The sequence below is a fragment of the Thermosipho globiformans genome (assembly GCF_003990895.1).
Lineage (GTDB): Bacteria > Thermotogota > Thermotogae > Thermotogales > Fervidobacteriaceae > Thermosipho > Thermosipho japonicus.
Genome location: NZ_BHXD01000003.1, coordinates 86819 through 102200, shown reverse-complemented (window position 1 = coordinate 102200; position 15382 = coordinate 86819). Strand labels below are relative to the sequence as shown.

General features: G+C 30.2%; 18 protein-coding genes. 3 read left to right on the top strand and 15 right to left on the bottom strand.

The window, feature by feature from the left end:
- Positions 1–23 precede the first annotated feature (23 nt).
- Complete coding sequence (locus EO083_RS03625) at positions 24–3254, top strand: O-antigen ligase family protein (protein WP_126992831.1); 3231 nt, start codon at positions 24–26, stop codon at positions 3252–3254.
- A gap of 130 nt (positions 3255–3384) precedes the next feature.
- On the top strand, positions 3385–4197 hold the full coding sequence (locus tag EO083_RS03620; RefSeq protein WP_126992830.1) for a DUF4382 domain-containing protein: 813 nt from the start codon (positions 3385–3387) through the stop codon (positions 4195–4197).
- A 67-nt stretch (positions 4198–4264) separates the two neighbouring features.
- Here the strand turns inward: EO083_RS03620 and EO083_RS03615 are convergent, their stop codons facing one another.
- The 9 genes from EO083_RS03615 to EO083_RS03575 all read right to left on the bottom strand — a co-directional run bounded on the left by EO083_RS03615 (position 4265) and on the right by EO083_RS03575 (position 11506).
- Positions 4265–5605 (bottom strand): NCS2 family permease, encoded by a 1341-nt coding sequence (locus EO083_RS03615; protein WP_126992829.1) that lies wholly within the window; start codon positions 5603–5605, stop codon positions 4265–4267.
- Positions 5606–5646: 41 nt separating this feature from the next.
- Positions 5647–5841: a hypothetical protein gene (locus EO083_RS03610; RefSeq protein ID WP_004100515.1), complete on the bottom strand. Its 195-nt coding sequence runs from the start codon at positions 5839–5841 to the stop codon at positions 5647–5649.
- Between the two features lies 1 nt (position 5842).
- Positions 5843–6985, bottom strand: a complete 1143-nt coding sequence (locus tag EO083_RS03605; protein ID WP_126992828.1) for a DegT/DnrJ/EryC1/StrS family aminotransferase — start codon at positions 6983–6985, stop codon at positions 5843–5845.
- Entirely contained in the window at positions 6982–7593 is a 612-nt protein-coding gene (nth, locus tag EO083_RS03600; protein WP_126992827.1) for an endonuclease III, read from the bottom strand. The genes EO083_RS03605 and nth overlap by 4 nt, the downstream gene beginning before the upstream one ends.
- A complete protein-coding gene (locus EO083_RS03595; protein WP_126992826.1) occupies positions 7583–8452 on the bottom strand; it encodes a bifunctional riboflavin kinase/FAD synthetase in 870 nt (289 codons plus the stop codon). The genes nth and EO083_RS03595 overlap by 11 nt, the downstream gene beginning before the upstream one ends.
- Before the next feature lie 67 nt (positions 8453–8519).
- Positions 8520–9056: a VanZ family protein gene (locus EO083_RS03590; protein ID WP_126992825.1), complete on the bottom strand. Its 537-nt coding sequence runs from the start codon at positions 9054–9056 to the stop codon at positions 8520–8522.
- Complete coding sequence (locus EO083_RS03585) at positions 9053–9955, bottom strand: MraY family glycosyltransferase (RefSeq protein ID WP_126992824.1); 903 nt, start codon at positions 9953–9955, stop codon at positions 9053–9055. The genes EO083_RS03590 and EO083_RS03585 overlap by 4 nt, the downstream gene beginning before the upstream one ends.
- 9 nt (positions 9956–9964) lie before the next feature.
- Positions 9965–10555 (bottom strand): hypothetical protein, encoded by a 591-nt coding sequence (locus tag EO083_RS03580; protein ID WP_241229957.1) that lies wholly within the window; start codon positions 10553–10555, stop codon positions 9965–9967.
- 18 nt (positions 10556–10573) lie between these two features.
- Positions 10574–11506: a glycosyltransferase family 4 protein gene (locus EO083_RS03575; RefSeq protein ID WP_126992823.1), complete on the bottom strand. Its 933-nt coding sequence runs from the start codon at positions 11504–11506 to the stop codon at positions 10574–10576.
- 181 nt (positions 11507–11687) lie between these two features.
- Between EO083_RS03575 and EO083_RS03570 the strand changes: the two genes are divergently transcribed.
- Positions 11688–11903: an FmdB family zinc ribbon protein gene (locus EO083_RS03570; protein WP_126992822.1), complete on the top strand. Its 216-nt coding sequence runs from the start codon at positions 11688–11690 to the stop codon at positions 11901–11903.
- A 55-nt stretch (positions 11904–11958) separates the two neighbouring features.
- Here the strand turns inward: EO083_RS03570 and EO083_RS03565 are convergent, their stop codons facing one another.
- Genes EO083_RS03565 through panD form a run of 6 tightly spaced genes read right to left on the bottom strand, consistent with a single transcriptional unit; the run spans position 11959 to position 15382 of the window.
- Positions 11959–12156: a cold shock domain-containing protein gene (locus EO083_RS03565; protein WP_004100538.1), complete on the bottom strand. Its 198-nt coding sequence runs from the start codon at positions 12154–12156 to the stop codon at positions 11959–11961.
- A gap of 55 nt (positions 12157–12211) precedes the next feature.
- The gene (gene rsmI, locus EO083_RS03560; protein ID WP_126992821.1) at positions 12212–12910 is read right to left on the bottom strand and encodes a 16S rRNA (cytidine(1402)-2'-O)-methyltransferase; all 699 of its coding nucleotides are present in this window, start codon (positions 12908–12910) and stop codon (positions 12212–12214) included.
- Complete coding sequence (locus EO083_RS03555; protein WP_126992820.1) at positions 12898–13614, bottom strand: lipoate--protein ligase family protein; 717 nt, start codon at positions 13612–13614, stop codon at positions 12898–12900. The genes rsmI and EO083_RS03555 overlap by 13 nt, the downstream gene beginning before the upstream one ends.
- Positions 13615–14214, bottom strand: coding sequence for a hypothetical protein (locus EO083_RS03550; RefSeq protein WP_126992819.1), 600 nt, complete (start codon positions 14212–14214; stop codon positions 13615–13617).
- Positions 14215–14217: 3 nt separating this feature from the next.
- Positions 14218–15012: a DUF4895 domain-containing protein gene (locus EO083_RS03545; RefSeq protein ID WP_126992818.1), complete on the bottom strand. Its 795-nt coding sequence runs from the start codon at positions 15010–15012 to the stop codon at positions 14218–14220.
- Between the two features lie 7 nt (positions 15013–15019).
- The gene (gene panD / locus EO083_RS03540; protein WP_126992817.1) at positions 15020–15382 is read right to left on the bottom strand and encodes an aspartate 1-decarboxylase; all 363 of its coding nucleotides are present in this window, start codon (positions 15380–15382) and stop codon (positions 15020–15022) included.

The following is a 15382-nucleotide window of genomic DNA, read 5'->3' as shown; positions in this document are numbered from 1 at the left end:
AAGTAGTAAAGGGAGGGGTATCTTTGTTGTTCAAAGACATATTATTTCAAATAGCGATAGTGTTAGTAGCATTGTTTGCAAGTCCAAAATACACATATGAATTTAGTGTTCCAAAGTATGCAATATTGACACTTTTTATGTCAATAATGTTTACTTATCTTGCATTTAAATGGATTAAAGAAAAAAAGATAAGTTTTTATATAACACCTGCACATATTGTATGGTTTTTATTTTCCATATCTTCTGTGATCTCATCTTTCAATGTTTTAAGAGATAATCCTTTTTATTTTAGAAGATCTATAGATATAGCATTGTATGTTGTTTTTAATGCGTTACTTGCAATTTTTATAAGCAGTGAGTATAAAGAAAAAAAGAGAATTCACATGTTCTTGCTAACATTTATGATTACCGGCTTTGTCATTTCAATTGATGCACTTTTAAATTTTTATGGCGGATATTCTATGTTTTTAGGTAATGTTGGTGAAGCATTTTCAAGGGCAGCAATAAAATCAACAGTTGGTAATGTTATATTTACTGCAAATTACATTGATATGCTTCTTCCAATTGCTTTGTATTTTATTCTTTCAAATGACATATCTTTTAAGAAATTCTGGCAAGTAGCTTTGTTGAAAATTTTTGCGTTTATTTCATTTACAATAGGATTTGTAGCAGTTATAGTATCACAGACAAGGTCTGAGTATCTTGCAATAATAATAATGACATCACTTTATGTCTTAATGTACTTTATATGGAGAAAAGACAAAAAGATCAATGAAGAAATTCCAAAGAAGGTAAGAGCTATTACAAGATATCTATTTGTAAGTTTAATTGTCCTTTCTACTATTATAGTGATTGTTTTTAATACTGATAATCCTTTAACAAATGGTGGTAAAGTAAGTATGACAAGCAGATTTTCTGCTATGAGCTCAGTTTCAAGTAAAGATGAAAGATTTTTGTCATGGTTTACATCTCTAGAACTTTGGGAAGATCACAAAATTTTTGGAAGCGGAATAGCAACTTATCAACTTTTATCAATATCAAAAATGGGGGAATACCTTGAAAAACACCCAGAACTTTATTATGGATGGAATAACTTTAAAAGAGCCCACAATGATTATTTTCAAGTGTTAGGTGAAACTGGGATAGTTGGTTTTTCATTGCTAATAGCCCTTTTAATTATCCTAGTCTATTACTTTTTTACTATACCAAAAAAAATAGAAGACAGGGATGATTTACTACTATTTTTATCACTTTCAATATCTATAGTTGGATTTGCAATTCAAAGTTTCTTTAGTTTTCCAGGGCATCTTTTACCGAATGCTCTTGCGGCCACTTTCTTTGCAAGTGTTGCTATTGGTCCATACTTTACTAAAAAGGAGTATAAGCAAATAAAGGGTATCTCAGCTGTTGTTGTTGCAGTACTTGTTGTTTTGTTAGTTTATACAACAACTTATTTAAGATGGAACAGATTTATTTCTGAAGTCAATTTTAAAAATGGTAATACAGCATACCTTACATATGCAAAAATAATGGAGGAGTATCCTAAAATTGATGCATATATCAATCAACTTGAAGGCAGGCTTAATGATTTAAACAATTTTAGAGGAGAATTTTCACAATTAAAACCTGAAATTTGGAAAGAGCTTAAGAAAAAAGAGTATGAAAGCAAGAATTTACCGAACAATGAAATTGAAATTGAAAACCAAAGAATAGCAGCAATAAATAACGTAAGGAATCAGATACTTTCACAGATTCAACAATTGAAAGAGCAAAAAGTAAAGCTTCCAAAAATGGCAAAACAATATTATGATACTGCAAAAGAGAAGTTATTGAAAAGTGTAAGTGTAGAACATACATATGGTAAATCATATTTTTATCTTGCAACTCTTTGTGTTCAAGACTTTAGAGTGCAAGAGATGAAAAATAATATAAAGACTAGTTATGAGAAGATATTTAATCAAGAGTACGATGATTATCAAAAGATAATTGCAGAGCAATATAAGTACAAATGGCTTTCAAAACTTACTCCGTTTATTAAACAACACATGGAAATCTTAGATAAATTTGATTTTGCTACAGCTCAAGCATTAATAGATTCTATTGGTATTTATGAAACATCACTTCTTGCATTTAATGAAAGAAATACCTACAAAGCAATTGCTATGAGGTACCATAGTTTACACAATCTCTTTAAAGAATTACTTTCGTATCTACCAAAAGATTCAGAATATTATGAATATATTAAAGATCTGATTATTAAGACTTTTGATGGATATGTTAATTATTCCAAAAAAACGATAGTTAATATGCCGGGGGGTTGGAATAGATTCCCAGATTGGAAAAATCCAAATATTTCAAAAGCATCAAGAGGTCAAGATATATACAGATTTTTTGCTGGTATGGTATTTAAATTGCAACCACCTACAATTCCATCAGTAGTTGAATTTTTAGATTGGCTTTCAAAGATGGAAATAAAAGCAGCAAAATATATGTCTTTAAAAGGCATTTGGGGTGTTCCAAATGGTGTTATAGATTTTATCCATGCAACTGCATTTGAATATTACAAAAATGGACAATTTATATATACGCTTGAGAAAATAAAGAATGAGTATAAGGAATCGTATGAAATAGCAAGAAAAGATGTTGCAAAATATGTTAAAAGTTTTGAAAATCAAATGGAAAGTTTAAAGGAATCTTATAGCAGGCAAATAGAAGATGTACTTTTGTCAAAAAATGTTCATCCACAGGCAATAAAGGTTATAGTAAATAAGTTTAAAGATACAGTTGATAAAATAAAAGAAGGATTTTTAAACTATAACTATCTATCACTTGAGGCAACGTATATGAAAACTTTAATTGGAAAGAATTACATAAGTTGGTATGATACGGCAAAAGATACTATTTGGCCTTCAATATCCGTAAAGTATTTAAATGAATTTTTATCAGAACTTCAAAAATTGGGGTTAAATACGGATTCGATAATTAGTATTAAAGGAAAAATTGAAGGAATAATAAATAACCCACCTAGTTATGCAATGGTATATGAAAGCTATGCAAGATTTATCGCACATTATAAATTAGTTGAAAATGATCTTAAATATAATGCAAAACAACTACTAAATAATTATAAAGAAATGACTGATAATATGTGGGAAGCAGTAATTTCGGATTGGTCAAATACATTGTTTGAGGCTACACCACTGAATACGAAAGAAGAAATTATTGAATATCTTGAAAATATAGTAAAAGAATAAAAGCCAAAAATTAAGACTCCGAAGCTAGCTAGCTTCGGAGTTTTTTTATCAGAATATAATCAAAAAATGAATAAAATTATGGTAAAATATTATTTGAAATGAATTACTACCTAAAAGGGAGGTGTGGATTATGAGAAAAATATTAGTTATTTCAAGTTTATTTATTATTTTATTTGCATTTTTTGGTTGTTTAAACTTGTTTGAAAAGACTACGACAGTTTCGGTACTTTTAACAGATAGACCAGTTTCAGATATTGAAAAATTGACAGTTGATATTTCTTCCTTTACATATCATTACGCAGTAGGTGATGAGGAAGGAGAATGGGCAACACCTACTAATGTTGCAACTACGATAGATATATTAAGTCTTGCAGGGACAGAAGTTTCATGGCTTAATATTGAACTTCCTGAAAATGCGTCATTAACTCAGTTAAGACTAACAATTGAAGAAGCTACTGTAACAGTTGGAGGAGAAGAATACCCTGTAGAAGTTAAAAATAAAGATGTTAAAGTAATTAAATCTGCATTAAACATTCTAAGTGGTGGGGAATTAGTACTTGATTTTGATTTAGCACGTTCTCTACATCAGAAAGGATCATCAAATGTATATATTTTAAATCCAGTGTTAAAACCAACATTTAGAAGAGGAAAGTTGTATTTTATAAAGGGTGAAGTTCTTGAATCAGGAAATCCTTTAAAATCGTCTATAGTAGCTTTAATGCCTACTGATGAATCAACTGTATTAAGAATTACGATGACTAACAAGTATGGAAAATTTAATCTTGGAAAGTGGAAAGATGGAGAATATCTAATAAAAGTGTATAAGAATGTAGAATTACCAGACGAAACTGAAGATTTGGATTTGTTAATGTTTACTGAAAATGCTTCTGAAATTGTAAATGTAAGTGGAGAAGATGTGTTCAGAACCATAAGTGTTAAATAATTGGTATTAAAAAATACAACAAAAGCAGCCGCACATGCGGCTGCTTTTTATTTTGCTATTGATATATTTATCCTCTTAAATAAATTAAGTATAGTACAAACAAGAATGCAAGAATCCAATTGAGCCAGTGAACATCTTTGGTTTTACCGCTGAATGTTTTTACGATTGGATAGACAATTAAACCGAGTGCTATACCATTTGCAATTGAATATGTAAGAGGCATTATTATCATTGTGATGAAGGCAGGTAGTGCTTCTGTTATATCATCCCAGTTAACACCTTTGAGACCTTTAAGCATTAACGCACCAACAAATATAAGAGCAGGTGCGGTAGCTGCAGCTGGAATGCTCATTCCAAGAGGTGCAAAAAACAGCATTAAAAGCATTAAAATTGCAACAACTACTGCAGTGAGTCCAGTTCTTCCGCCTTCTGCTATACCTGTACTACTTTCGATATATGTGGTAACTGTAGAAGTTCCAAATAATGCACCTACAGTTGTTCCAACTGCGTCAGAAAGGTAGGCTCTATTTGCCCTTGGAAATTCACCATTTTTAATAAATCCTGCACTTTCGGCAAGTCCTGTTAATGTTCCAAGAGTATCGAAAAAGTCAACAAAGAAGAAAGTAAATACGACTATCCAGAATGTTCCGCTTACAAGATCAGCCCATGAGAACTTTTCAAATAATTTGAAAAATGTAGGTGAGATATCTGGTATTTTTCCAACTACTCCTTGAAAGTTTGTTACATTAAAAGCAGGTATCATCCCTATAAATGTTGATGCTAGAATACCTATTAAAATTGAACCAGGAACTCTAAGTGCAAACAAAATAGCTATAATAAAAAATCCAATTATTGTTACTAAAGCAGTTGGAGAAGTTAAATCACCAAGTGTTACGTAAGTCACACCATCAGCAACTACGATACCAGCACTTTTGAGTCCTATAAATGCTATGAAAAGTCCTATACCAGCACTTGTTGCAAGTTTAATTGAATTTGGAATTGCTTTAACTACAAATCCTCTAACACCGCTAACTGCAAGTAAAATGAACAATATACCTTCTACAAATACTGCAGCAAGTGCAACTCTCCAGTCAATTCCAAGTTTTCCACAAACAGTGAATGCAAAGTATGCATTAAGCCCCATTCCAGGTGCAAGTGCAAATGGATAATTTGCCCAAAGTCCCATAATTAACGTTGCAGTTGCGGCGCCCAATATAGTTGCGACCATGAATGCACCAAAGAACTGTGCGTAAAGAGGACTATCAGGAGTTGCACCGGGAATAACGTTGATCAAGATGTTTGGGTTTACGAATATGATGTAAGCCATAGTTAAAAATGTAGTAATACCTGCAATAATCTCGGTTCTGACAGAACTGCCACTTTCTTTCAGCTTAAAGAACTTTTCCATACTCTCTCCTCCCCCTTGAGAAATAAAGATAGAAAAAAGTTTTATTTTATTTGGATTTTTGTTTTTCTAGCAAATTCTACCATAACCCCATCCACTATAATGTTATCTATATCCATATGCTCTACAAATTCTACGATCATTTCTTCTAATTCCTTTTTCTCTCTGTTTAATTCCTTTATTGTTTCTTTTACCTTTAAATATCTCCTGACTAATTCTTCGAGTGTGTTGTTTTCCATTTTATTCTACCTCCTCTATAGCCTCTTTTATTTTTTGAACAATTATTTCAATTTCTTTTTCTTCTAATTCTGGGAATATTGGTAGAGCAAGAGTTGTCTTGGAAAGTTCTTCTGATACAGGTAGACTTCCTTCTTTATATCCTAAATAAGCGAAACACTTTTGAAGATGAAGTGGAACCGGATAATAAAGGCTCGTTCCTATTTTATTTTCCGATAGATATTCTCTAACCTTTTCTCTTATTTTATTACTTTTGAATTTTACTACATATTGGTGGAATACGTGGTATTTGTAAGGTTTATTAAGAATTTTCGGATATATTACTTCTAATTTGTGTTTTTCAAATTCTTCTTTGTATTTTTTCGCAATTTTAATTCTATTTTCAGTCCATGAATTTAGATATTTAAATTTAACATTTAAAATTGCAGCCTGAATTTCATCTAATCTTGAATTAAAACCTATTTCTTCATGAAAATATTTCTTTTTTGCACCATGTACTCTAAGCATTTTTGCCTTTTCATATATTTTTTCATCGTCTGTTACGATCATTCCCCCGTCACCATATGCCCCTAAATTTTTAGTTGGAAAGAATGAAAAAATAGCAGCATCTCCTATGCTTCCACTTTTTTTGACTTGACCGTTCAAAATCCCTTCTGAGCCTATTGATTGAGCACAATCCTCAAGAATTTTTATGCCATACTTTTCTTTTAGATAATATAGCCCTTCAAGATCAACGGTTTGACCAAAAAGATGAACAGGGATTATACCAAATACTTTTTCCTTTTTTAGTACGTCTTCAACCTGATTTAGATCAATGTTATAGGTTTCGCTGTCAACATCTACAAATATAGGGATACCACCGTTTCTAACTATTGCCGAAGCTGTAGCAAAAAATGTATATGGAGTTGTTATTACTTTTTCACCTTCTTTAAGTCCCATTGCTTTTAATGCAATAACAAGTGCATCACTTCCATTTGCAACACCTATTCCAAATTTAACACCAATAAAATTTGCAATATTTTGTTCTAATTTTTCAACTTCTTGTCCTAGAATTACCCTTCCTTTTGAAATAACATTGTCAATTGCTTCAATTATTTCTGATTTTATTTTTGAATATTGTCTTGTAATATCAAATAAAGGTATCATCTTTTCCCCTCCCACTTGCAGTATTTTGAAATTGGGCATATTTTACAATTTGGAGATACAGGTTTGCACACTTTTTTTCCAAACTCCACCATAGAACCATTGATAGGCCCCCAAAGATTTTTAGGGAGTATTTCCATGAGTTTGAATTCAGTTTCTTCTGGAGTTTTTGTATTTACCCACCCAAGTCTGTTTGAAATCCTATGAACGTGAGTGTCAACTGCTAATGCCGGTTTTGAAAAAGAAACGTATAAAACTATATTTGCTGTTTTTCTACCAACACCTGGAAGTTTTAAGAGTTCTTCTAAACTATTTGGTACTATTCCAGAGTATTTTTCAACTATTATTTTTGAAATTTCTATGATTCTTTTTGCTTTTTGCCTGTATAAGCCTGCTGGTTTAATTAATTCATATATATCTTCTTCTTTTGCTTTTGAAAGTTCAAACGGTGTTTTATATTTATTAAAAAGATTTTCAGCGGCAATTTCGGTGTTTTCATCTTTGCTTCTTTGACTTAGGACTGTTGTTATTAAAACCTTAAAGGGATCTTTTTCTTTATGATCCCTTGGAAAATTCTCAATTATTAACTTTGCAACTTTTTCAATTTCCATATTTTTCCTCCAATAACTTTCTTGCCGTTTTTTCATCATTTTTCATTTGCTCAATTAAAGCATCGATACTATCAAATGTTGTTTCATCTCTCAAATATTCAAGAAGTTCAACTCTAATTTCTTTTCCATATAAATCTTCGTTAAAATCAAGAATATAAACTTCATATTTAACGCTTTTTGTTTTTTCAACAGTTGGCCTTAGTCCGATATTCATTAATCCAAAATGTAATTTTGGTGTGTAGACTTTACAAAGATAAACTCCAAATTTTGGAGTAATTAACTCTTTAGATCTTCTGATATTTGCTGTTGGGAAGCCTAATTTTCGCCCAAGTTGTTTGTCCTTGTATACTTTTCCATATATAGGATAATTTCTTCCAAGAAGATAATTTACCTTTTTAATATTGCCTTCTTTCAATAGCTTTCTTATTAAAGTACTACTTACTCTCTTACCATCTATGATTAGATCATTGACTACATTGAGATTAATATTTTTTTCTTTTGAAAGTTTCTCAAGTAATTTAATATCTCCTGCAGCATTTTTTCCAAATCTAAAATCTTGACCAACTACTATTGCTTTGGTGTCTTTTGAAATAAAATCAAAAAAATCGTAAGGTGAAAGATCTTTTATTTCATGGAGATTTAATGTATAAACGTTGCCGTACATTTCAAGTAGGGTAATTCTATCTTCAAGTGAAATTAAGAGACCATCAAAATTTCCTGTATAATATTCCATTGGAAAAACTATTGTATATATTTCAGGTGATGCATTATATTCCTTTGAAAGATTTTTTAGAGAGTTTAGAATTTCTTGATGACCTCTATGTACTCCGTCAAATACACCTACCGTTACTACGCGCATATAACCACCTCAAATTGATTATATCATTCTCATTTTACACGATAATATAGTAATTATTACACTTTCTTTAGTTTTGTAAATTTTCAGAATTTCCTTTTTTCTTAAAAATTTTCCTTATTAATTTGAAAGTATAATATACAATAACTGCAAAAGTAACACCAAATATAATGCCTGATAGGTCAATAATTACATCGTTTAATGAGGAGCCACGATTGTAATACTGCTGGGTATATTCATCTAAAACTGCTATAAGATTTGGGAAGGTTATAGCAAGTAGAATCGAAAAAATATTTTTAATAAGCAAATGAAAACCAAAAAAACTAAAAAAACCTAGTATAAAATATAGGCCAAAATGTGCGGTTTTTCTTACTAACATTTCCGCAGGAACGTATTGGGTTTTAAACCATAGCTTCTTTAAAAATATTTCCATCTTTTTAAACAACGTGGTATCTGAAAAGTCTATTATCTGATCTATTTTTCTTAATACCCTAGTGACAAAAGATGATTGTTGTGATGAATAAAGAGGATTACGTGAGGAAAAATAAAATATTAGTAAGATCCAAAGTATGATTATTATGAAAATAAAGATTGCTTTTTTCTTCATTTATTATCACCGTCATATTTAAAAAGTTCTAATTTGTATATTATAAAGATTGAAAAAAGAATGGAAATAACTAAAGAAGTATATGGATTATAAAGAAAATAAAATCCATTTAGTGAAAAGATCAAATATATTATTAGAAAAAGAAATATAGCTTTTCTTCTATCTTTTACCTTTTTAAACACTTTATCAAAGATATTGTTTTTCTCATCTTTTGCCAAGTGCTTTTTGTAGATTATTTTTCTAAATATACCAAGCGCTGTATCTAGTAGGTATGGGAGAAGAACAATGATTGAAGCAAAAAAGTATAAATATCCCTTTGAAAGGGAAGAAATTACTGAAATTCCAAAAATACTTCCAATAGCATATTTTCCTGTGTTTCCCAGGGAAACTTTCCTTATTGAGAAATTATAAATTACATACGCGATTAAAGAGCCAGAAATGGAAAGTAGAAAGTATTTATTGAATGGAACTGAGATAGTTAAAGCTAAAAAAAGTGAGGAGATTAAAAATACAATAGAAAGAGGCTTTCTTTTTCCCTCTTTATTTTGTATTGAGTTAACTATAAATATAAAGAACAAAATAGCTATTATTAGATCAACTGGATTTGATAAATATTGACTTGCCGCAAGATACCCTAATAATGCTTCTATTAGAAGCTTTATTAAATAATTTATTGTTTTTAAGTCAAGGTAAATACCTAAAAATCCAAATATAATAATATAAAATTTTTGAAAAATATTAAACGGTGTACAAAGTAATAGTGAAAAAATAATAGATAATCCACCAAAATATGGCATGGAACTTTTTTTATCAATAATGTTATACTTAATAGATATTTTTCTTATTATAGGAAGTGATATAAGTGATAATAAAAACGAAAGAATAAAAGACCAGAGCATTTTTTCCTCCTATACTTCGTTTTTTTCTAATTTTTCCGTATTCTTTAAAATTTGGTTGAAAATTTCCAATTTTTCTGACGCTTTTTCTACGTGTTTTCCTTCAAGTAAATCATATCTGATAGCATTGGAAAGCGATGATAATATTTCAAGTAAATCATCAATGTCGTCTCCTAAAATCTTTTTATCTTTGGTGGCGAGGTTAAATTCTTCAATAAATTTTTCAAATATTTTTAAGACATCAATAGATGCTATTGTTGAAAGCTTTTGGTTTATGAGTTTAAGCTTTATAATATCACTTTTTGTCACCTCTTGCTTTAAAAACACTTCTTCTAAATAGCTAAATAACTCATTATAAATGCTTGCTTTTAATTCAAGGATTTTTAAATTTTCTTCTTTAAGCATTTCTACTTCAGTTTGTTTGTTTAAAAGAAGTGATGTAATTAGTATGGTTATGACGGTTCCTGTAAGAGCGGCAAGAATTTCTTGGGAATAGGGAAAGTCAGAATTAGAATAATACATTTCTCTGAATAAGAAATATGTAATTATTGATAGAGCAACTGCCAATATCATCATCAAAAGATTTTTGTTTTTTAATGACAAATAGAACACCCTTTCTTTTTAGTTTTCAAACTCTTTATTATCATATTTTAAAAGAGACAGTTTAATTGTTAAAATAGTCAGCATAAATCCTGTAAGGAAAAGTGAAAGTTTATCGTATTTTATGTATAAAATACCTAGTAGGCAAAAAATAGAACTTATCAAAGCCATTGTGAAAAACGTTTTTCTTTTATCTTTTAATCTTTTGTAAAGTTTATCATAAATGTGATCTCTGTCACCTTCAAAAGGTGATTTTCCAGCAAGAACTCTTCTAGTCATACTTGTAAATGTGTCCAGGAAAAAAGGACTTAAGATTATTAGAGTTGCTATAGTGTGTGATAAACTCTTTGAAAAAGATGAAATAACGGAAACTCCTAAAATTGCTCCAATAGTGTAGCTTCCCATATCACCCATGAAAATTTTTGCTGGTGGAAAGTTGAATATAAGATAAGCAAGTAATGAGCCAATAAGTGATATTAAATAATATTTATCATTTGGAAATGTGACGGTCCATATAAGTCCAAATGCAGCTATGGTTGAAGTTATTGCACAAACTCCATCCATTCCATCCATCATATTTACAGAGTTAATCAAAAAAGCGTAAAAAATTGTGGCAATAATTATTTCAATAGGATTTGTTAAAAATCTTGTAGATACAAGAAATCCTATTATAAATTCTATAGTTAATCTTAGCCAAGGGTTGATTGATTTTAGATCGTCATAAAGTCCCATTAAACTAAGAACTACGATATACAGTTTTCTAAATAGGCTAAATGGTGTAAAAATCAGAAATGAGAAAACAAATGCTGCACCGCCTAAATAAGGAGTTGATTTTTCATGGTTTTTAAGTTTATTATCTGGTTTGTCAACTATACCAAATTTAAAAGCTATTTTTCTCAAAAAAGGTATTAAAATAAGTGTAAATATAAAAGAACCAACGAATGCATAGAGCATATAAAACCTCCTTAAAATTTAAAATATAAAGGATGTATTTACATATGATATTTTATCATAACTAAGATAAGAAAACTATTTTCTTTAAAATTTAACATTTATACTTGACGAATGATAAATGATGTTAGATAATATAAAATGAAAATATAAAGTTACTGAAAATAAGACAGGAGGTGAGAATATGCCAATGTATAGGTATGTATGTAAGAGTTGTGGTCACGAAAAAGTGGAACTTCATTCTATTAATGATAATCCCGATATAACCTGTGATGTTTGTGGTTCAAAAATGGAAAGAGCAATTGGAAGAGTTGGTATAGTTTTTAAAGGCAGTGGTTTTTATATAACAGATAGTAGAAAATCTTCTTCAAGTGCTTCAACTGATAGTTCTTCAAAATAAATTAAAAGCCCCCATTAAATGGGGGCTGATTATTATCCTACTTTAACTTTACAAATTAAAGAGGTTTTACATTTGCTGCTTGTGGACCTTTTTGTCCATCTTGAACGTCAAATTCAACTTCTTGACCTTCTTTTAATGTTTTGAAACCATCTGTTTGGATTGCACTCCAGTGTACGAAGATATCTTCTCCGTCCTCCTTAGTAATGAATCCATAACCTTTTTTTGCATCAAACCACTTTACTGTACCTTTCATAAAAAAACGCCTCCTCGTAAATCTTTTTACATTCCCCGTTTCCTTCCGGGGTTGATTAGAGTATACACCCATTATTATTTTTTGTCAACAATTTGTTTTTAAAAACAACAGTAATTTCTCCTTTTACACCTGATGAAAAGTGTTCTAGGGCCTCTGAAATTGTTCCTTTAAAATATTCTTGATGTATTTTTGTAAGTTCTCTTGCAATAAATATTTCAACATCTCCAATTATTTCAAGAATATCTTTTAGAGTTTTTAATAACCTTTCTGGACTTTCAAAAAACACGAAAACTTCTGCAAGATTTTCTTCTTTAATCATTCTTAAAAGTCTTCTTCTTTTTTTATCACGAGGCATAAACCCCAGGAATAAAAATCTATTTCCATAGAATCCACTAGCACTTAATGCTGTAATAGGTGCATTGGGGCCAGGGATAACATCCCAGGGAATATTATTTTCAAGGCATATATTTACTAGTTCTGTACCTGGATCAGATATAACAGGCATTCCAGCGTCAGAGATATATGCTACGTTTTTATTATCTTTTAATAATTCTAAAATTTTGTTTTTCTTTTTTATCGATGAATGTTCATTAAATGAATTTACGGGCTTTTTTATATCAAAAAAATTTAAGAGCTTTAAAGCTCTTCTTGTATCTTCAGCAAAAATATAATCTATCTCTTCTCGGAGTATTCTCAGCGCTCTCAATGTAATATCTTCCAAATTTCCAATGGGTGTTCCAATTAAATATAGCATTTAAACTTCATCCTTTCATTTTCAGCTAGGGAAATTATTTCATTTACTTTTTCGAATCTTTTAAGTTGAAATCTTTTACTAAACGATTTGTAGAGAGAATTCTTTAATTCTTCTATATCAACTTCTTTTGCAAGATCCAATCCATATTGGGTTATAGGCTCATTTCCATCTTTAAAACATTTTTCAATTCCTGTAGTTGTTTTAAGTACTATTGAACCATGCTGCAATACAAAACTTTTTGTTCTCATTTGTGCGCTTCCTATGATCTTTTTCCCATTAAGTACTATTTCATACCATGATGGAGCATCAAAGCATAATTGAGTATTTCCTCTACTAGAGTGAGAAACAATCTCAGCGGGGATGCCTATATTATTTAATGCCTCAACAATAATAGTGGAAATTTCTTTATAAAGCTTTAAAACAGAGAGTCTATACAATGGGTCGGTATTTGGAATAATAAAGCTATATGTTAGTTCTTCACTGTGTAAAACAGCTCTTCCACCTGTAGGCCTTTTAACGCAGTCGATCCCATTTTCTTTCAAATATGTAGTATTTACTACATCAACTGATTGATTTTTTCCGAGGGATAAAGTAGGATTTTTCCAAGTATATAGTCTAAAGTAAGAGCTTTGACTTTTACCCAAAACATAATCAATTGCCATATTCAAATCTCCAGGCATTTTCCATGTCTCTATATAAAACATTTACAACCTCCTAAATGCTTCTAAAACACTTTCAGCAATTGCTGTATATTTATCCTTTTCTATTGGAGCAGCTCCTATAATGCTTTCTTCTACATTTTTATATTCTTTGGTAAGGTGAGTTATTAAAAAGTTTTTTCCGGCTAAAGAAACTTCAGCTATATCATCAACAGATATTACAAAATCGTGTATGTTTTCAAGAGCATTTAAAACAGCATTTCCAATTACAATAGGTATATTTCTACTTGTTTTAGGCCCGGAAAATTCACCGGACATTTTTTCCTGCCCGTGTACGATTTCAACAGAAACTTTAATATTTTTACCTTCATCTTTTACGTCTAATTTTTCAAGTCTGTAAGGTAAAACTTTAGAAGTTTCAATTTTGGAATTTAGTTGTGCTATACTTATAACTTTTCTGTCAATTTTAATACCAAGGCTTGCAAATAATACTGTTTCTATATCTCGGACAATTTGCTTTGGAAGTTTTTCATCATCTGCAACTACATGAAGCTCAACAATTTCTTCATCTTCAACAACAGCTTTTGCAGCCTGAATTCCAGGAATCTTAGTTAATACTTCCTCGATGTTTGAAACATTAATCATAAGCTATCCCCCCATTTGAGCAACGAACCTCCTAAATTTTTCAAAATCGTCTATAAATTTTTCCAAAATTTTCCACTTTTCTTCGGAAAAAATTTCTTCTAATTCAAGCTTAAACGTTCCAACAACTTTGTCTTTAATTTCCATAACAGGATAGTATTTCCCAGAAGGCAGTTTATATTTTTCCCTTAAAAATCTGAAAAATTCGGCATATAGATTTTTATGTGGATCATTAATGATTCCGAAAAAATATATACCGTCGTCGGTTAATGACATTTTTAGAAATCCTATTTTTTTACCATTTACATTCATAATTTTTTCATAAGCTTCATTGTCAATTATTTTTGCAAAATTAAGCCAAGGCTTTCCAGTAATTTCTTCTGAAAACATTTCCTTTGATACAAGTGATTTTTCACCACCAACAGCAAGAAAATGAGTTTGAAGTGGAAACCTTATAATTCCAGCTTGAATCTTAGAAATTATGTTCTTATTAAAAATAGAGTTGTATAATGCTTCAAATTCTTCGTTGACATAATCTTTTATTTTGTATAGCGATGGAGATTTTAAAAACGGACTTGTGATTGAAATACCATAAAAAAACTTACCCTCAGGATTAAAGCCAGCACTTAATGCAAAATCATTATCGCTTGAAATAGAAACCAATATTAGATGTTTATGAAAAACATCCAATTTTTCTTTATAACTATTTAGAAAATCTAAGAGTTTTTCTTTGTCTCTGGATAGTATATTTTCCAGCTTTTTGCCAATATAACTTAACTTTTGAGGGCCAAAATATACCATCTTTCTTTTAAACTCCCTCTTGCTTAATTTCAACTATTTCGTTTTTTTCATTCATTATAATTACTTTTGGACCTTTATATTCATTGCTGTCATACATACCAAACGCCATTATAATTACTCTGTCTCCTTGTTCTACTAATCTAGCTGCAGCACCATTTACCACTATCTTTTTACTTCCTTTTTCTTCGGGAATGATGTAAGTTACAAATCTTTGACCATTATTTACATCGGCAACTAAAACTAGTTCATAAGGTTTCATTCCAGCCTTTTCTAACAGTTCTGTATCGATTCCTATACTTCCCATGTAATTAATGCTTTTGTCTGTTACTTTGGCCATATGAATTTTGGATTTTAACATTATCTCTTGCAT